Source organism: Agrobacterium sp. O3.4 (assembly GCF_041414895.1).
GTDB lineage: Bacteria > Pseudomonadota > Alphaproteobacteria > Rhizobiales > Rhizobiaceae > Agrobacterium > Agrobacterium cucumeris.
Genome location: NZ_JALPZP010000001.1, coordinates 2253837 through 2273148, shown reverse-complemented (window position 1 = coordinate 2273148; position 19312 = coordinate 2253837). Strand labels below are relative to the sequence as shown.

General features: G+C 58.7%; 14 protein-coding genes. 12 read left to right on the top strand and 2 right to left on the bottom strand.

Annotated features, from left to right (window positions below; all coding sequences use genetic code 11):
- The first annotated feature begins 40 nt into the window (after positions 1-40).
- The 8 genes from M0412_RS11045 (at position 41) to M0412_RS11010 (ending at position 9074) form a co-directional block, all read left to right on the top strand.
- Entirely contained in the window at positions 41-1534 is a 1494-nt protein-coding gene (locus M0412_RS11045) for an acetyl-CoA hydrolase/transferase family protein (protein ID WP_269700111.1), read from the top strand.
- Positions 1535-1725: 191 nt separating this feature from the next.
- Positions 1726-3048 carry an alpha/beta hydrolase gene (locus M0412_RS11040; RefSeq protein WP_110755605.1) on the top strand — a complete coding sequence of 441 codons (1323 nt, stop codon included), beginning with the start codon at positions 1726-1728 and terminating at the stop codon, positions 3046-3048.
- Between the two features lie 127 nt (positions 3049-3175).
- Positions 3176-4213 (top strand): 4-hydroxyproline epimerase, encoded by a 1038-nt coding sequence (locus tag M0412_RS11035; protein WP_269700110.1) that lies wholly within the window; start codon positions 3176-3178, stop codon positions 4211-4213.
- 112 nt (positions 4214-4325) lie between these two features.
- On the top strand, positions 4326-5363 hold the full coding sequence (pyrC, locus tag M0412_RS11030) for a dihydroorotase (RefSeq protein ID WP_269700109.1): 1038 nt from the start codon (positions 4326-4328) through the stop codon (positions 5361-5363).
- 172 nt (positions 5364-5535) lie between these two features.
- Positions 5536-6234 (top strand): orotate phosphoribosyltransferase, encoded by a 699-nt coding sequence (locus M0412_RS11025; protein ID WP_006310650.1) that lies wholly within the window; start codon positions 5536-5538, stop codon positions 6232-6234.
- Between the two features lie 98 nt (positions 6235-6332).
- Positions 6333-7259, top strand: coding sequence for a carbohydrate kinase (locus M0412_RS11020; RefSeq protein WP_110755598.1), 927 nt, complete (start codon positions 6333-6335; stop codon positions 7257-7259).
- 124 nt (positions 7260-7383) lie between these two features.
- Complete coding sequence (locus M0412_RS11015; RefSeq protein ID WP_142840967.1) at positions 7384-8349, top strand: acetylxylan esterase; 966 nt, start codon at positions 7384-7386, stop codon at positions 8347-8349.
- Positions 8346-9074: an esterase family protein gene (locus tag M0412_RS11010; RefSeq protein WP_142840968.1), complete on the top strand. Its 729-nt coding sequence runs from the start codon at positions 8346-8348 to the stop codon at positions 9072-9074. The genes M0412_RS11015 and M0412_RS11010 overlap by 4 nt, the downstream gene beginning before the upstream one ends.
- Positions 9075-9138: 64 nt before the next feature.
- Here the strand turns inward: M0412_RS11010 and pgi are convergent, their stop codons facing one another.
- Positions 9139-10764 (bottom strand): glucose-6-phosphate isomerase, encoded by a 1626-nt coding sequence (gene pgi / locus M0412_RS11005; protein WP_269700108.1) that lies wholly within the window; start codon positions 10762-10764, stop codon positions 9139-9141.
- 141 nt (positions 10765-10905) lie between these two features.
- Entirely contained in the window at positions 10906-12618 is a 1713-nt protein-coding gene (locus M0412_RS11000; RefSeq protein WP_269700107.1) for a long-chain fatty acid--CoA ligase, read from the bottom strand.
- A 356-nt stretch (positions 12619-12974) separates the two neighbouring features.
- On the opposite strand from M0412_RS11000, the gene M0412_RS10995 reads away from it, so the two are divergent.
- The 4 genes from M0412_RS10995 to M0412_RS10980 all read left to right on the top strand — a co-directional run bounded on the left by M0412_RS10995 (position 12975) and on the right by M0412_RS10980 (position 19310).
- A complete protein-coding gene (locus tag M0412_RS10995; RefSeq protein ID WP_269700106.1) occupies positions 12975-14024 on the top strand; it encodes an ABC transporter ATP-binding protein in 1050 nt (349 codons plus the stop codon).
- 153 nt (positions 14025-14177) lie between these two features.
- Positions 14178-15194 (top strand): extracellular solute-binding protein, encoded by a 1017-nt coding sequence (locus M0412_RS10990; RefSeq protein WP_269700104.1) that lies wholly within the window; start codon positions 14178-14180, stop codon positions 15192-15194.
- 70 nt (positions 15195-15264) lie between these two features.
- Positions 15265-16941, top strand: coding sequence for an ABC transporter permease (locus M0412_RS10985; protein ID WP_371338179.1), 1677 nt, complete (start codon positions 15265-15267; stop codon positions 16939-16941).
- Positions 16942-17120: 179 nt separating this feature from the next.
- Entirely contained in the window at positions 17121-19310 is a 2190-nt protein-coding gene (locus M0412_RS10980; RefSeq protein WP_269700103.1) for a TonB-dependent siderophore receptor, read from the top strand.
- Positions 19311-19312: the final 2 nt, after the last annotated feature.

Sequence of the window (19312 nt, the reverse complement as noted above, 5' to 3'; positions counted from 1 at the left end):
TGATGACGTGCCATCGTGAGTGCAGATCATGGAGAAGTGCATGCTTGAAAAGCGTATCCGCAACGCGTCCCTCTTGAACCGGATCGTCAGCGCTGAAGAGGCCGCCAGTCTCATTCAGGATGGCATGACTGTCGGCATGAGCGGTTTTACGCGCGCTGGTGAAGCCAAGGCCGTGCCGCTGGCGCTGGCCGAGCGCGCCAAGTCGCATCCCATGAAGATTACCCTGATGACCGGCGCTTCCCTCGGCAACGATCTCGACAAGACCATGGTCGAGGCCGGCATGCTGGCGCGGCGCATGCCGTTCCAGTCCGATCCTGCTTTGCGCAAGGCAATCAACGACGGCAAGGTGATGTTCATCGATCAGCATCTTTCGGAAACGGTGGAGCAGTTGCGCGGCGGTCAGATCCACGGCGTCGATGTTGCCATTGTCGAAGCTGTGGCAATCACGGCGGAAGGCGGTATCGTCCCCACCACCTCGGTCGGCAATTCCGCAAGCTTCGCCATTCTGGCCGATAAGGTCATCGTTGAGATCAACCTGTCGCAGCCCGAAGTGCTGGAGGGGCTGCACGACATCTTCATTCCCGCCAAACGCCCGACCCGCATGCCCATTCCTGTCGTGGCGACGGACAGCCGTGTCGGCCTGCCATTCATTCCGGTCCCGCCGGAAAAGATCGCCGCCATCGTGCTGAGCGACAAAAGCGACAGCTTTTCGACGGTGCTGCCGCCGGATGACGAAACCAAGGCGATTGCCGGCCATCTCACCGAATTCCTGCTGAACGAGGTTCGTCATGGCCGCATGACCCACGAACTCCAGCCACTCCAGGCCGGCATCGGCACCATTGCCAATGCGGTGATGCATGGTTTCATCGATACGCCGTTTCATGATCTCAAAATGTATTCGGAAGTCCTGCAGGATTCGACCTTCGAGCTTTTCGATGCGGGCAAGCTCACCTTCGCTTCCGGTTCGTCGATCACGCTCTCCTCCGCCATGAATGAACGGGTCATGCCGCGGCTGGCAGACTACAAGAGCCGGCTGATCCTTCGCCCGCAGGAAGTCAGCAATCATCCGGAAGTCATCCGCCGCCTCGGCATCATCGGCATCAACACGGCGCTGGAATTCGATATTTACGGCAACGTCAATTCCACCCATGTCGGCGGAACGCATATGATGAACGGCATCGGCGGCTCGGGGGATTTCGCCCGCAATGCCTATATGTCGATCTTCGTCACCAAGTCGATTGCCAAGGGTGGGGCCATCTCCAGCGTCGTTCCGATGGTCAGCCATGTCGACCACACCGAACATGATGTCGATATTCTCGTCACCGAAACCGGGCTGGCTGACCTGCGCGGTCTCGCTCCGCGCGAGCGAGCGGCCGTTATCATCGCAAACTGCGTGCATCCCAGCTATCGCAATGCGCTGACGGATTATTTCCAGCGGGCGGCGGCCCGGGGCGGGCACACGCCACATCTCATCGAAGAGGCGCTGTCCTGGCATAATGCGCTTCGGGAAAGAGGAACGATGTTGCCGCAGTAATAGGTCCCACGCTCTTGCCGGCTGCCGAGTCTCCGGCCTCCCAGCCGGCAATTGGGTCTGTTTGGACACACCGGGGCGGAAAGTGTCCGCTGCTCCGCTTTGGTTGCTGGCGCGGCAGTTCCGCCTCCGGTAGAAAATTCTCTCCCCCTGGCTGCTATCCGGCTGCCTCTGGGTTGTAGGAGAGTGATGTGATGCCCATTCGCTTCGTGGCCGTAATTGCGATTGTCGCCCTGCTCGCAGGCTGTGGTGGGCGTCCCATCGGAGTCATGACGCCGACGGGGCAGACGGTGGCGGGCACGACGCCGGTCAATCTTCTGGTTGCCACCACGCGTGCGCCATCGGAAAACACCGCCGTGCTTTTTGGCGGTGAGCGTGGAACGGGCCTGAAGGTCGATGCTGTCACCATTTCCATTCCACCCAATGCCAACCGCAAAGTTGGGCAGGTGCAATGGCCGAAAAAACTGCCGCCGAACCCACTGAAGGATTTCACTACGGTGGCGGTGGAGCCTATTCGTTCTGAAGCCGAAACCAGAAGCTGGATCGGTAAACATATCGCGAAGGACCGCCGCGTGCTGGTCTTCGTGCATGGTTTCAACAATCGCTACGAAGAATCCGTTTATCGCTTCGCCCAGATCGTTCATGATTCAGGCACGGATGTTGTGCCCGTCGTCTTCACCTGGCCATCACGGGCAAGCATTTTCGACTATAACTACGACAAAGAAAGCACCAATTATTCCCGCGATGCGCTTGAAGAGATGCTGACCCGCCTGGCCAAGGACAAGTCCATCGGCGAGGTCACCGTCATGGCGCATTCCATGGGTACCTGGCTTGCGGTGGAAGCGCTGCGCCAGATGGCCATCCGCAACGGCCGGGTCGATCCGAAGATCAGCAACGTCATTCTTGCCGCGCCGGATCTCGATGTGGACGTCTTCAGCCGGCAATTTGCAAGTCTTGGCAAGACGCCGCCGAAATTCACCCTTTTCGTTTCACAGGATGACCGCGCACTCAGCCTGTCGCGCCGCATCTCCGGCAATGTCGACCGCCTTGGCCAGATCGATCCATCCGTCGAGCCTTATAGCAGCCAGCTGGAAAAAGCCGGCATCACCGTTCTCGATCTCACCAAGCTGCAATCAGGTGATCGCCTGAACCACGGTAAATTTGCCGAAAGCCCCGAGGTCGTCCGCCTGATCGGCGACCGCCTCATCGCCGGCCAGACGGTGACGGATTCCGATGTCGGTCTGGGTGAGGCGCTTGGCGCGGTCAGCATCGGCGCTGCGCAGACCGTCGGAACGGCGGCCAGCGTGGTGGTCAGCGCGCCGATTGCGGTGTTCGATCCGCGCACGCGGGAAAATTACGGCCGGCAGGTGGAACGCCTCGGGCGCTCCATGGAGAACACAGTCGGATCGGTGGGCGATACGGCCGGTTCCGTGGTGGATGATCAGGCGCTGCAGTCGTCAAGGGTGAACTGCGATGCCGCGGCCAATCGAAACCGGGCGGAATGCCGTAACCGCTAAACTATGATGCGTATGGGGGTGGCGAAAACGCCAAGTGTTTTTGTCATCACGCTCCGCAGATTTGTATACAGCTTGTATTTTTATCTGTATGGTCGGGCCAACAACCCAACTTCCGGAGTAAGACCCCATGCGTTGGAAACGCACCCTCCAGCTTCTCGATGTCCATTGCGAAGGCGAAATCGGCCGTGTCGTCACCGGCGGCGCGCCGAAAATTCCAGGCAACACGGTTGCTGAACAGCTTCACTGGATGAATACGGACCCGCAGGGGGAGGCGCTGCGCCGCTTCCTGACGCTTGAACCGCGCGGTACGCCGATGGGGTCGGTCAATCTTCTCCTGCCGCCGAAGCATCCGGATGCGCACGCCGCTTTCGTCATTCTCCAACCGGATCAGGCGCATGCCAGCTCCGGCTCCAATTCCATCTGTGCCACCACGGCACTGCTGGAAAGCGGCATGGTAGAAATGCAGGAACCGGAAACCGTCATTATTCTGGAAACGGCCGCCGGCCTCGTCAAAGCGACGGCCACCTGCCATGACGGGCGCTGCGAAAAGGTCAAGCTGACCATGGTGCCGTCCTTCGTGCATGAGCTGGATGTCAGCATCGACACGCCCGAATGGGGCAAAGTGACGATGGACATTTCCTACGGCGGCATTTTTTACGCACTCGTTGATGTTCGCCAGATCGGTCTCACCATCGAGAAGGCCAATGCCGCGAAACTCGTTGCCGCCGGCATGACCCTGAAAGACCTCGTCAACCGTGAAATGACGGTCGTTCATCCGGAAATCCCCGCCATATCAGGCGTCGCTTATGTCATGTTCCGCGATGTGGATGCGGACGGTTCCATCCGCACCTGCACCACCATGTGGCCGGGCCGGGCGGATCGTTCCCCCTGTGGCACCGGCAATTCCGCCAATCTCGCCACGCTTTATGCGCGCGGTAAGGTGAAAGTGGGCGACGAATATAAATCCCGCTCGATCATCGGTTCGGAATTTGATGTCGGCCTTTCCGCCGTCACCGAAGTGGCGGGTCGTCCGGCCGTCATTCCCACCATTGCCGGGCGCGGCTTCACCTTCGGTCTGCACCAGGTGGGTCTCGATCCTTTCGACCCGTTGGCGGATGGTTTCGCCATGACCGATGTCTGGGGTCCGGAAGCGGGCAACATCTGAGACACGCTTCAAAAAAATGACATTTACAGCCGCCCGATGACCTCTGGCGGCTGTTTTCCCGCGACAAAAGATGCTAAGCGGGCGCAATTCCATCATGCTCCGAGGTATCCCGATGAAGTCGCTCACCCTGCGCCGCCCTGATGACTGGCACCTGCATCTTCGTGATGGCGCCATGCTGGAAGGGGTGATCGGGGATACGAGCCGTCATTTCGCCCGCGCCATCATCATGCCGAATCTGGTGCCGCCAGTCGTTACCACGGCCGATGCCCGCGCCTATCGCGAACGCATCGTCAAGGCGATCCCGGCGGGTGACCGCTTCGAGCCGCTGATGACCCTGTACCTCACTGAGGATACTGTTGCCGACGACGTGGAAGAGGGTAAAAAAAGCGGCCTCATCACCGCCGTAAAGCTCTATCCGGCGGGTGCGACCACCAATTCCCACGGCGGCGTGCGCGATTTCAACAGAGCGATGCCGGTGCTGGAGCGCATGGCGAAGATTGGCCTGCCGCTCTGCGTGCATGGCGAGGTGACGACGCCACAGGTCGATATTTTCGACCGCGAGAAGGTTTTCATCGATACGGTTCTGGAACCGCTGCGCCAGCGCCTGCCGGAACTGAAGGTGACGATGGAGCACATCACCACCCGTGACGGCGTGGACTACATCAAGTCATCCAAGGCCAATCTGGCCGGTTCCATCACCACCCACCATCTCATCATCAACCGCAATGCCATTCTGGTCGGCGGTATCAAGCCGCATTATTATTGCCTGCCCGTCGCCAAGCGCGAAGAGCACCGGCTGGCCCTGCGGGCTGCCGCGACTTCGGGTGATGCGCGCTTCTTCCTCGGTACGGATTCCGCCCCGCACGTTGATCCCGCCAAGGAATGCGCCTGCGGCTGTGCCGGTATCTATACCTCCATCAACACCATGAGCTGCCTTGCCCATGTCTTCGAGGATGAAAATGCCCTCGACAAACTGGAAGCCTTCGCCTCGCTCAATGGTCCCGCCTGGTATGGTCTCGCACCGAATGAAGAGACGATCACGCTGGTCAAGCGTGATGAAGCGGTTTCCTTCCCCGAAAAGATCGAGACCGGCGCCGGGCCGGTGACGGTGTTTGACCCGATGTTCCCGCTCCACTGGGATGTAAGCTGATTTTTTTAATGACCGCCGGCACTGCCGGCGGTTTTGTTATGGTCTTCAGGTATCCACCCTCAAATCCGGTGCCGCCTGAGGATGCCTGCAACACTGAACTAAGACGTTGTGCTTTCCGCAAACCGACCCGGGTTTTCGGAGCGATAAACCAAGGCCGAAAAGGAGAACGCCTATGAACCATTTCACATTCACTGACCGCACCGTCGTCGCGGAACTGGTTGCGAAGATGTTGTGGGAAATCAAGGCGGTCCACTTCAATTCCGAAAGCCCCTATACCTTCGCTTCGGGCATGAAGAGCCCTGTCTATATCGACATGCGCAAGCTCATCTCCTTCCCGCGCATTCGCTCGGCGGCCATGGATTTCGCGGCGGCGGCTGTCATGCGCGAGGCCGGCTTCGAGAAGTTCGACTGTGTCGCCGGTGGTGAAACGGCGGGCATTCCCTTTGCCGCTTTCCTTGCCGAGCGCCTTGGCCTGCCGATGATCTATTGCCGCAAGAAGCCAAAAGGCCATGGCCGCAATGCCCAGATCGAAGGCCATATGCCGGAAGGTGCCCGCGTTCTCGTCATCGAGGATCTGACGACGGCCGGCGGTTCGATGTTCACCTTCATCGACGCCATCCGTGCGGCGGGTGGTATTGTCGATCATGGCATCGCGCTCTTCTATTACGGCATCTTCGAAGAGGCCGAAGCGCGCTTCGCCAATGGCAATGTCAAGCTGCATTATCTGACGACCTGGCGCGATGTTCTGGCGGTCGCACGGGCTGAAAAACTGTTCGATGAAAAGACGCTGTCGGGGGTTGAAGCCTTCCTCGATAACCCGCTGCCCTGGTCTGCAAAGCATGGCGGCGTCAGCGAATTGCCGCAATCTTAATTTCGGATGCGGCCAGCCGGCTTGTGGCTGGCCTTCCGATCGATCTTCGTCTAAATCGATTTAAGTTCATTTGATTTGCTGTTTTGAGGAGGACCGTAATGATCCTGTGTTGTGGTGAAGCCCTGATTGACATGCTGCCCCGGCAGACGACGCTGGGCGAGGCGGGTTTTGCCCCCTATGCAGGCGGAGCGGTCTTCAACACGGCAATTGCGCTGGGGCGTCTCGGCGTCCCCTCTGCCTTTTTCACCGGTCTTTCCGATGACATGATGGGTGATATCCTGCGGGAAACCCTGCGCGCCAGCAAGGTGGACTTCAGCTATTGCGCGACGCTATCGCGGCCGACGACCATCGCCTTCGTCAAGCTGGTGGATGGCCACGCGACTTACGCTTTTTACGACGAGAACACCGCTGGCCGGATGATCACAGAGGCCGAGCTTCCAGCACTGGGCGCCGATTGCGAAGCGTTGCATTTCGGTGCCATCAGCCTCATTCCCGAGCCCTGCGGCAGCACCTATGAGGCGCTGATGACGCGCGAGCATCAAAGCCGTGTCATCTCGCTCGATCCGAATATCCGTCCCGGTTTCATCAAGGACAAGCAGTCCCACATGGCCCGCATCCGCCGCATGGCCGCCATGTCGGATATCGTCAAGTTCTCGGATGAGGACCTTGCCTGGTTCGGTCTGGAAGGCGATGAGGATACGCTCGCCCGCCACTGGCTGCATCATGGCGCGAAACTGGTGGTCGTCACCCGCGGCGCCAAGGGCGCTGTGGGTTATACCGCCAATCTCAAGGTGGAAGTGGCCTCCGAGCGGGTCGAAGTCGTCGACACCGTCGGCGCGGGCGACACTTTTGACGCCGGCATTCTCGCTTCGCTTAAAATGCAGGGCATCCTCACAAAGGCGCAGGTTGCCGCGCTGACGGAAGAGCAGATCAGAAAGGCCTTGGCGCTGGGCGCGAAGGCGGCGGCAGTCACCGTCTCACGCGCTGGCGCGAATCCACCATTTGCGCATGAAATCGGCCTTTGATGCGCGCGGTTGAACCATTTTGAAAAGATGGTTCAGCGCTCTCCCCGGTGCTAAAGCCGCAAAAAACCGGTATTTCGATATTATCACGCTTGTGTCAGCTGTTTTTTCGCGAAACAAGCATCGCATGAGTGTTCCGAAGACCCATCCTTTTGATTTCGATCCGACCTATGGCATGCAGCGCGAGCAGTTGCTGGCCATCACCCCGCCTGAAGCGCCGCCGGGCTTCGATGATTTCTGGCAAAAGCGCTATCGTCGCGCGCTCGCCACGGATCCTCGGCCGGTGCTGCGCAAGAGCAGGCTCAGCCATCCGCGCTGGCATGTCCTCGATATCAGCTACACCTCCACCGGCGGCTTCCGCATTGGCGGGTGGATGCTTCTTCCGCGCGAAGGCCAGGTGCGCCGCGGCCTCGTCGTCGGCCATGGTTATGGTGGGCGCTCCGAGCCTGATTTCGAAGTGCCGGTGGAAGAAACGGCAGTCCTGTTTCTCTGTTTTCGCGGTATCTCGTTAAGCGCCTGCCCGCCGATTTCTTCGGAATCAGCGCTTCATGTTCTCTACAATATCGACAGGAAAGACGATTACATCATCGGCGGCTGCGTGGATGATCTGTGGGTCGCCGTTTCGACGCTTGTGACCCTTTACCCCTGGCTGGAAGGGCAGGTGGGGTATAGCGGCATCAGTTTCGGCGGTGGCATCGGCGCCCTGGCGATACCGTTTGATGAGCGCATTGACCGTGGTCATCTGGTGGTTCCGACATTCGGGCATAGGCCGTTCTGGCTGACATTACCCACCGTTGGCAGTGCGAATTCGGTTCAGTCATACCAGAAGGCGCATCCGAATGTGCTCGAAACCTTGCGTTTCTTCGATGCCGCCTGTGCCGCCGCCCGCATAAAAGTGCCGATGCTGGTTGCGCCGGCGCTTTTCGATCCATCTGTGGCGCCTCCCTGCCAGTTCGCAGTGGCCAATGCGTTGCCGCACTCAAAATTTAATGAAATCTTCATCCTCGACGCCGGGCATTTCGATTACCCTGACAGCGCATCGCAAGATGCGGTCCATAAGGACAAGGTCAGACGGTTTTTCAAGGTGCCATGAAACGCGAATATCTCCGTTGGTTTAGTCACAGGCTCCATCGCGACATGGAGCTCCTGATATTCGGTCATGCCGGCGCCAAGGTGCTGATGTTTCCCACCCGGGACGGGCGCTTCTTCGAGTATGAAGAACTGGGGCTTGTCGGTAGTCTGGCCGATAAGCTGGAGGCAGGTCATCTCCAGCTTTATTGCATTGAGGGGCTGGCGACAGAGACCTTTTATGCGGCCCATCATCACCCGGCTGACCGTATCCGCCGCCATTCAGCCTTCGAGAACTATATTCTCAGCGAGGTACTGCCGCTGATGGCCGAGAAAAATTCCCATACCGATACCATCGTTCATGGGTGCAGCCTCGGTGCGTTTCAGGCCGCCAGCCTCGTTTTTCGCCACCCGCATCTGTTTCGCAAACTCGTCGCCTTTTCCGGCCGTTATGACCTGACAATGAAGGTGGAATCCTTCGGCGATCTGTTCGATGGCTACTACGATGATGACGTCTATTTCCACATGCCAAGCCATTTCCTGCCGGGGCTTACCTGCCCGCAGCGGCTCGAACACCTGCGCCGCATCGACATGGTTTTCACCATCGGCGATGCAGACCCGTTTCTCAATAACAACCATCATCTGAGCCGGGTTCTTTCCGACAAGCAGGTAGGCCATCAAATGCATGTCTGGGACGGCCGCGCCCATCGGGCAGGTGCATGGCGCAAGATGGCGGCGCTTTATATTTGAGGTCGCTGCATTAAAAAAGCCGGAAGCGTTCTTCCGGCTTTCTTGAGATCGAGGTGCGGAGATTTTACCCCGCCAGGCCGGCCAGCGCCTTCACCAAGCCCTGCGTCGAGCTGTCATGACCTGCAGCGCTTTCCTTGCCCTCCACGACCGGCAGCAGGCCGGTTGCCAGTTCCTTGCCAAGCTCCACGCCCCACTGGTCGAAGGAATTGATGCGGAACAATACGCCTTCCACAAAGACGCGGTGCTCGTAAAGCGCGATCAGGCGGCCAAGCGCAAATGGTGTCAGCTTGTCGTAGACGAAGGTGATCGATGGGCGGTTGCCGGTGAAGACGCGGTGCGGTGCGATGAAATCCGCAAGCTTGTCTTCCATGCCCTTGGAGGTGAGCTGGGCTTTTGCCTCGGCCAGCGTGCGTCCCTTCATCAGCGCTTCCGATTGCGCCAGGCAATTGGCGATGAGGAGCTGGTGCTGATGGCGCAGCTCGGGCTCAAAACCGTTGGCGGCGATCATGAATTCGGCCGGAATGACGCTCGTGCCCTGATGGATCAGCTGGTAGAAGGCGTGCTGGCCGTTGGTGCCGGGTTCGCCCCAGACAACAGGACCGGACTGTCCTTCGACGGGCGTGCCGTCGATGGTGACGCCCTTGCCGTTCGATTCCATGTCGAGCTGCTGCAGATAGGCGGGGAAGCGCGACAGCCGCTGGTCATAGGGCAGGATTGCCCGCGTCGGATAGTTCAGCACGTTGCGGTTATAAAAGCCGATGAGGCCGAGCAGCATCGGCAGGTTTTCGCGGATTGGCGCCTCGCGGAAATGCCTGTCCATCGCATGCGCGCCATCCAGGAATTTGCCGAAATTATCCGGCCCGATGGCGATCATCAGCGGCAGGCCGATGGCGGACCAGATCGAATAACGACCACCCACCCAGTCCCAGAAACCGAAGATGCGGTCGCTTTCGATGCCGAAGGCGGCGACCTTGTCCAATGCGGTGGAAACGGCGGCGAAGTGATGCTTTACGGCCTCTTCGCCCAGCTTCTCGGCGATGAAGCGGCGCGCGGTGGCGGCATTCGTCATCGTTTCGATGGTGGTGAAGGTCTTCGACGCGATGATGAAGAGCGAGGTTTCCGGGTCGAGAAGCTTCAGGGTATCGGCAATATGTGCGCCGTCGATATTGGAAACGAAATGCGCCCGCGGACCATCATGGAAAGGTGCGAGTGCGAGCGTCGCCATGACGGGGCCGAGATCGGAGCCGCCAATGCCGATGTTGACGACGTCGGTGATCTTCTTGCCGGTCGCACCTTTCAGGGAGCCGGAACGGATCGCATCGGCAAATTTGCCCATGGCGGCGAGAACGCCGTTCACGTCAGGCATCACATCCTTTCCGTCCACAAGAACGGGGGTGTTTGAACGATTGCGCAGCGCGGTATGCAGCACGGCGCGGTCTTCGGTGAAGTTGATCGCCTTGCCGGAGAACATCTCCTCGCGCTTGGCCTCGACGCCACCTTCGCGCGCCAGCTGTTCGAGAAGCGTCACGATCTCCTCGTTGACGGCGCATTTGGAGTAGTCCATCAGCAGGTCATCGAATTTTACGCTGAAACGGCTGAATCTCTTGTCGTCGGCCGCAAAGGCGGCGCGAAGATCGGTTGCGGCTGTGCTGCTTGCCGTTGCTTTGAGTTTTTCGATGGTGGCCTGCATCATGTGCTCCTCGGCTTCCGTGGAAGGATGAGGAAACTATTCTTTTTCAGGCGACCAAATCAAGGCGACTTTGATAAAAGAAAAGGGCCGGGATAAAAGAAAAGAGCCGGTCGCCCGGCTCCCGTCATTCGCTTCAGGCGCTCAGTTCAGATTGCGCAATTCGCGCCGCAAAATCTTGCCGACATTGGATTTCGGCAGCTCGGTGCGGAACTCGATGATCTTTGGCCGTTTGTAGTTTGTCAGGTTTTTGGCGCAGAAGGCCTTGAGCTCCGCTTCCGTCAGCGACTGATCCTTCTTCACGACGAAAAGTTTGACCGTTTCGCCGGAATGTTCGTCCGGAACACCGATTGCGGCGCATTCCAGGACGCCGGGATGGCTGGCGGCCACTTCTTCCACCTCGTTCGGGTAGACGTTGAAACCGGAGACGAGGATCATGTCCTTCTTTCGGTCGACGATCTTGGTGTAACCGCGCTCGTCCATGAAACCCATGTCGCCGGAGCGGAAGAAGCCATCGGCGGTCATGGCTTTTGCGGTTTCATCGGGCCGTTGCCAATAACCGGCCATGACCTGCGGGCCGCGGATACAAATCTCGCCAACTTCACCCATGGGCAAGCTGTTGCCATCGTCGTCACGAATGTCGATCTCCGTCGATGACAGCGGCAGGCCGATGGTGCCGCTGAATTCCTGGGAATCGAGGCGATTGACCGTCGCCACCGGCGATGTTTCAGAGAGACCGTAGCCTTCCGCAATCGGGCAGCCCACCACGGAAAGCCAGCGTTCCGCGACCGGTCTTTGCACGGCCATGCCGCCACCAAGAACGAGGATGAGCGACGAAAGGTCGAGCTTGCGGAAATCCTCATTGTTCATCAGCGCGTTGAAAAGCGTGTTGATGCCGGGGAACACATGCGGCTGATAATGCGACAGTTCCTTGACGAAGCCGGGAATATCGCGCGGGTTGGCGATCAGCAGATTGTGGCCACCGAGCGCAATGCCCATCAGCGAATTCACCGTCAGCGCAAAAATGTGGCAGAGCGGCAGCGCGCAGATGAAGTTGAGAACTTCGGGACGATCCTTGCGGCTGCTGAAGGCGGCGTCCAGCCACAGGCTGATTTGCGCCTTGTTGGCCAGAAGATTGGCATGGGTAAGGATCGCGCCTTTGGAGACGCCCGTCGTGCCGCCGGTATATTGCAGGAAGGCGATATCCTGAGCCGTGAGGCCGACGGACTTCAGGGAAAATCCCTGGCCTTCCTTCAGCACCGCCTTGAAGCTGATCGAGCCGGGGATCGCATAGGCGGGCACAAGCTTCTTCACCTTGCGAACGACAAGATTGACGATATGTCCCTTGAAGCCGAGAAGATCGCCCATGGTTGCGACGACGACATGCCGCACTGCGGTTTTCGGCACCGCCTGCTGCGCCACATGGGCGAAGTTTTCCAGCACGAACAGCGCCTTTGCGCCGGAGTCCTTCAGCTGGTGTTCCAGTTCGCGCGGTGTGTAGAGCGGATTGACGTTGACCACGATCATGCCCGCCCGCAGGATCCCATAAACCGCGACGGGGTTTTGCAGGATGTTCGGCATCATCACCGCCACCCGGTCACCCTTTTCCAGTCCTCTGGATTGCAGCCATGCGGCCACGGCGCGGGTTTGAGCGTCCAGCTGCCGGTAGGTCAGCGACTTGCCCATGCTGGAAAAGGCTTTGCGGTCGGCAAATTGCACGCAGCTCTTTTCAAGAAGATCTACAAGCGAGGCGTTGGCCGATACGGGGATTTCGGAAGGGACGCCCGGCGGATAGGACGACAGCCAACGCTTTTCTACGCTGACATTTTCCGGCTGTCCCAGGGACAATTCACTCATGCTTCTCCTCCCAGAGTCTTTTTCGCGCCGTGCATTCGGTGGAATGCATCAAGGGCGCTTTAGGCTTCGTGATGATCATGAAGCTCCCGCAACCAGCCGGCATATCGGCGAGATAGAAGGAACCACATGTGCGCCACCGGATCGACCGCTCCTCCCGCTCCCCGGTGACGAATGATAGACGCGGAATCCCCTGACGTCCATCGTATGGGTAAAGCCTATTTAACTCTAACGTAAACGTCAATATTGCTGTCGCACATCTCGCGTCCTCGTGAATGAAACGGAGTTATGTGCGATTTTTTGACTTTAATCCTGATTTGAGCGATCAACATAATTCGCAAAGCAGGGCAGGATTGGAAATGGCAGGCAGCGCAGCGCTTGAACTGAAATCGGTTGGGAAAAGATTCGGTGATACGGATGTTTTGTCCGATATCGACCTGTCCGTCGAACGCGGCGAAATTATTTGTCTGGTTGGACGGTCGGGCTGTGGAAAATCGACCCTGCTGCGCATCGTTGCGGGCGTGGAGACGCCGGACCACGGCAGTGTTTCCCTTAATGGTTCGACCGTTGCCGATTCGGCGGTTTTCGTTGAGCCGGAAAAGCGCAATATCGGTTTTGTCTTTCAGGATTATGCGCTGTTCCCGCATCTCACAGTCGAACAGAATGTCATGTTCGGTCTCAGAACCCTGCCTAAGGCAGACGCCCGCCGCCGTGCGGAAGAGATGATCGAGCACGTGCATCTGCAGGATCTGGCCAAACGCTATCCGCATACGCTTTCGGGCGGTGAACAGCAGCGTGTGGCGCTCGCCCGTGCGCTCGCCCCGCAGCCCGGCCTGTTGCTGATGGATGAGCCTTTCTCCAATCTGGACAGGGGTTTGCGCGACAATGTCCGCGAGGAGACGCTTGGTCTTCTGCGGCAATTGGGCACCACGGCAATCATGGTCACCCATGATCCGGAAGAGGCGTTGTCCGCAGGCGACCGCGTGGTGCTGATGCAGCGCGGGCGTATCGTGCAGAGCGGCACGGGATATGAAATTCACGATAACCCCAAAACCCGCTATGCCGCCGATTTTTTCTGCGCCTTCAACAAGATCGAGGGCCGGGTAAAACAGGGGCGCGTTGAAACGCCGCTCGGGCTGCTGGGTGATGCATCCGATCTGCCCGATGGCCTTGCAGCCGTTGCCTATGTTCGACCCAACGCGATTTCGATTATCGAGGACAATGCAGCGAAGGACGGGATCGCCGGCGAAATATTGAGCCGGGTTTTCCTCGGTGAGATCGAACAGCTCGGTATTGCCGTGCCGGGGTTGCCGGGAGATTTGCGTGTCCGGACGATGCAACGCACACCCGCCAAGACCAAGGCGGTGCGTTTCGGTATCGACCCCAAGGGTGTTCTGATATTTACTTGAAGTTGAATGAGCGGATTTGCATGTAAATTTCCGCATCATTTTCAACTCTTGGTGATCAAACTCATCGAAAAACAGCGAAATAAAACTTGATTTGATCCATCAGGTATGATGTCTGCTGCCTCTATATTGCCGCCATCGAAGAGGGAGACGACCATGACGAAATTTACCAGATTTGCCCTGCTCGCCAGCACGGTTGCTTTTGCAGCCGGATCAGCCAGCGCCGCAGAACTCAATATCTACACCACCAGAGAGCCGGGCCTGATCCAGCCCCTGCTGGAATCCTTCACCGCGTCGAGCGGCGTCAAGGTCAACACCGTATTCCTGAAGGACGGTCTGGCTGAGCGCGTTCTGAGCGAGGGCGCAAGCTCGCCTGCCGACGTCCTGATGACCGTGGATGCCGGCAACCTCGTTGATCTCGCCGAAAAGGGTGTTACCCAGGCGGTTGAGTCCGAAACCCTGAACAAGGCAGTGCCGGCTGAACTTCGTGATGCCAAGGGTCACTGGTTTGCGCTTTCCATGCGCGCCCGCGTTCTTTATGCGGCGAAGGATCTCGACCTTGCTTCCTTCAACTATGAAGATCTGGCGGATGCCAAGTGGAAGGGCAAGGTCTGCATTCGCGCTGGCCAGCACCCTTACAACACGGCGCTGTTTGCCGATTACATTGCCCATTATGGCGCGGCCGACACTGAAAAGTGGCTTGCCGGCGTGAAGGAAAACCTGGCCCGCAAGGCTGGCGGCGGCGACCGTGACGTTGCCAAGGACATCCTCGGCGGCATTTGCGATATCGGTATCGCCAATTCCTACTATGTCGGTCTGATGCGCTCGGGCAAGGGCGGCGAAGAGCAGGTCAAGTGGGGCGATGCCATCAAGGTGGTTCTGCCGACCTTCAAGAATGGCGGTACGCAGGTCAACATCACCGGTGCGGCCGTTGCCAAGAATGCGCCGAACAAGGCTGAAGCCGTCAAGCTTCTGGAATATCTCGTTTCTGACGAAGCCCAGAAGATTTATGCTGAAGCCAACTACGAATATCCGGTTAAGCAGGGCGCGGGCCTCAACGAGATCGTCGCTTCCTTCGGCGACCTGAAGATCGACAACAAGCCGCTGACCGAGATCGTGTCGCATCGCAAGCAGGCGAGCGAACTGGTCGACAAGGTCGGTTTCGACAAGTAAAGGCCAATTGGCAACAAGGTGGAAGGCGCTCGCACCCGCGGGCGCCTTTCCCTGTATTTTCAAGAAGCTCATGAATCCAGACGCCGTTCAGCCATTGACGTCCCGCGCAAGACCAAGGTTTTCATCCTCCTTCTGGTGGCTGGGCCTGTCGCTCGTTGCGGTCTGCGGCGCCATGGTACCGGTTCTGGCGCTGGTCTCTCAGGCGGTACAGGGTTCTGCCGGCCTGTGGGAGCATCTCGGCTCCACCGTTCTTTTGACGGCCTTGCCGGATACGGTCATCCTTCTTGCCGGTGTCGGCTTGCTGGCCGGTATCATTGGAACCTCATCGGCCTGGCTGGTTACCGCTTATGATTTTCCCGGTCGCCGGATATTGGAATGGGCGCTGCTGCTGCCGCTTGCCATGCCAACCTATATTGTTGCTTATGCTTATCTGGATATTCTGCATCCGATCGGGCCAGTGCAGGGAGTAATCCGCTTTCTGCTCGGTTACTCCAGCCCGCGTGAATTCCGTCTGCCGGATATAAGATCGATGACGGGCTGCATCATTTTGCTTGGCTTCGTGCTGTTTCCCTATGTCTATATTCCCGTCCGCGCCATGTTCCTCACACAGGCCGGCAATCTGCTGGAGGCCGCCCGTACGCTTGGCGTTTCCAGACAGAAGGCTTTTTTGAAGGTTGCGGTGCCGCTGGCGCGGCCGGCGATCGCGGTCGGCGTCAGCCTTGCTCTTATGGAAGCGCTGAACGATATCGGCGCCTCGGAATTTCTGGGCGTCCGCACCCTCACCGTTTCGGTCTATACGACCTGGGTCACGAAATCCGATCTGCCGGGTGCGGCGCAGATTGCGCTCTCCATGCTGTTCATCGTCGTCGCCCTCGTGGCGTTTGAACGCTGGGCGCGGCGCAAGCAGCGTTATTCGGTTTCCGCGCAAAAAAGCCGGGAACTGGAGCCGGTGCGCCTTACCGGCCTCAAGGCCTGCGGGGCCTTCATGCTTGGCAGCCTGCCGGTCCTGATCGGTTTTGTGGCGCCGGCGAGCTATCTCGTCATCGAGGCATGGAAACGGTTCCGCTTCAGCGGCCTGTCTGCCCGTTTCACCGAGGAGGCGTTGAACACCATCGTCTTTGCCGGGGTGGCGACGGTGATCACCCTTATTCTCGGCCTTGCGGTTGCTTACGCGATGCGCCTTGCTCCGGGGCGTCTCTCGCTTTGGTCCTATCGTCTTTCCACGGTGGGATATGCAGCCCCCGGCACTGTCATTGCCATCGGCGTGCTGATTGCGCTCGGTGGTTTCGACCGGTTTGTCGACCAGACCATGCGCAACTGGTTTGGCATATCCACGGGCCTCATTTTCATCGGCAGTGGTGCAGCCCTGATCTACGCCTATTCGGCACGTTTCCTCACCATTGCAGCCGGCGGCGTCGATGCGGGCTTGAGCCGTATCCCGCAATCTTTTGATCACGCCTCGCGAACACTCGGGCGATCCGCAACCCAGACATTCCGCCAGATCCATTTGCCGCTCTCGAAAGCATCCCTTGCGGCGGCGGCGTTGCTGATCTTCGTGGACTGCGTCAAGGAACTCCCCGCCACGCTGTTATTGCGGCCGCTCAATTTCGAGACCTTCGCGACCCACCTCTATGGCGAAGCCGCCCGCGGCACCTATGAGGAGGCGGCAATCGCCGCACTGGCGATTGTCGTCATCGGCATCCTTCCCGTCATGCTGCTTGCGAGGATCGGCCGACGCAAAGGTTGAGGGCTGGTCCCGCCGTATAAAATGACGGGCACAAAACAGTGCGAGAGGCCAATAAGCTTCAAATCCTCCCGGAAAACGACAAGCATCCCGCCTTAATCCTGATGTAAATACTCAGCTTAATTGAAGTGCTGCGGCCTGGCGACTATGATCGTCGGCCGCGATCTGTGTCGGGGCATATCTTGAAAAATTTGCATGGGATGTTTTTGAGCCGCCTGGCTTTGGGAACGGCTGCCGTTGTTTTGATGGCGCCGGTGATGGGCCACGCACAGGAAACGACTGTTCTGCGGGAAATCACCGTCGAAGGTCAGGGGGCGGAAAATGCCACGGGCCCGGTCCGTGGCTATGTCGCGAAGAAAAGCGCGACCGGTTCGAAAACCGACACGGAAACGAAAGATATTCCGCAATCCGTATCCGTTGTTGGCCGACAGGAAATGGATGACCGCGGCGCCGTGACCAAAATCGACGAGGTGCTGCGCTATACGCCCGGTGTGACGGCTGAGCCCTTCGGCACCGACCCGGATACTGACTGGTTTTACATTCGCGGTTTTCAGGCCACCCAGACCGGCGTGTTCCTCGATGGGCTGAACCTGTTCAGCTATGGTTTCGGCGGTTTCCAGATGGATGCCTATGGTCTGGAGCGGGTGGAAGTCCTCAAAGGGCCGGCCTCGGTGCTGTATGGCGGCGCCAATCCCGGCGGTATCGTGCAGCTGGTCCGCAAGCAAACTCAGGATACGCCGGTTCGTGAAACGGAAATCGGCATCAACAATTTCGGCAATGCCTTTTTCGGTTTCGATTTCGGCGACAAGGTGGATGCTGAGGGCGTGTGGAAATACCGCGTCACCGGCAAGGTTTCCGGCGGCGATAATTACACTGATTACTCAGAGGATCTGCGCGGCTTCATCATGCCGCAGATCACCTTCGAGCCGGATGCGCAGACAAGCGCCACGCTCTACGGATATTTCTCGGCGCTCGATCAGGTGCATGTCGGCAACGGCTTCCTGCCTTATGTCGGCACCGTGGTCGACGCACCCTTCGGCAAGCTCGACCGCAAGGCCTTTTATGGCGAACCGGATATCGACAATGGCCGTGTCTACCAGTCGATGGTGGGTTACGAAGTCAGCCATGAATTCGATAATGGCTGGAAGATCAGCCAGAACGCCCGTTATGGCCACCTCTACAAGCACGAGACCGGACCCTATCCGGGCGGTTGGGCCAATGCCGACGCCAATGGCCAGCCGATCCTCGATGCCACCACCAACGACTATATGCTGACCCGCTTCGGTTATGACGGCCTGTCGAAGGCGGATAGTTTCGGCGTTGACAACCGCATTGAAGGCCAGTTCGAAACCGGTGCGGTCAGCCATTCGCTGCTCTTTGGTCTCGACTATAAATATTACAAGCTGGATCAGGTGCAGGCCTGCTGCGGATCGAATGCGATCGGCGCGCTCAAGCCAGTCTATGGCTCGACGCAGGGAACGAATTTCGTTTATGCCGACAATGTCGTGACCCAGCAGCAGATCGGCATCTACGCCCAGGACCAGCTGCGTTTCGGCGATGGCTGGCTGGTGACGCTCAACGGCCGTTACGATTATGTCGATACGGAGCTGAACAACAGGCTGCCAACAGGCGCGTCCTTCCGCTCCAATGACGATGCGTTGAGCGGCCGGGCCGGCCTTGCCTATGAATTCGACAATGGCCTGACACCCTATGTCTCGGCCGCCACCTTCTTCAATCCGCTGATCGATACGCTTGCGGATGGCACCCCTGCCGCACCTGAGGAGGGACACCAGTTCGAGGCTGGCGTCAAATATGAGCCGACCTTCTTTGATGGCAGCATCACTGCCTCCGTCTTCAAGCTGGTCAAGGACAATGCCATCGTGTCCTATACGGCTGGCGGCGTCACCACGAGCGGTCAGTTCGGACAGGTGGAATCCACCGGCTTCGAGCTGGAAGCCAAGGTCAATCTTTCCGATAACTGGAAGGCCCTTGCTTCCTATTCCTACACCGATCTTGAGATTACCCGTGATGCCAATCCCAACCTGATCGGCAAATCCCCCTGGATCGTGCCCACCAACACCGCATCCCTGTGGGTGGATTACGCCTTCACCGATGATACGTTTGAAGGCCTCAGCATCGGCGGTGGGGTGCGCTATCAGGGTAAGTCCTGGGCGGATGCGGCAAATACGCTGCGCGTTCCGGATGCGGCGGTCTTCGATGCCGCGATCCGTTACGAGAAGAACGACTGGACGGCATCCATCAACGTCGCGAATGTCTTCGACAAGGAATATGTCAAGAGCTGCGCCGGTGTCTCGGTCTGCGGCTGGGGCGATAGCCGCACCATCACCTTCAAGCTCGCAAAGAAGTGGTAAGG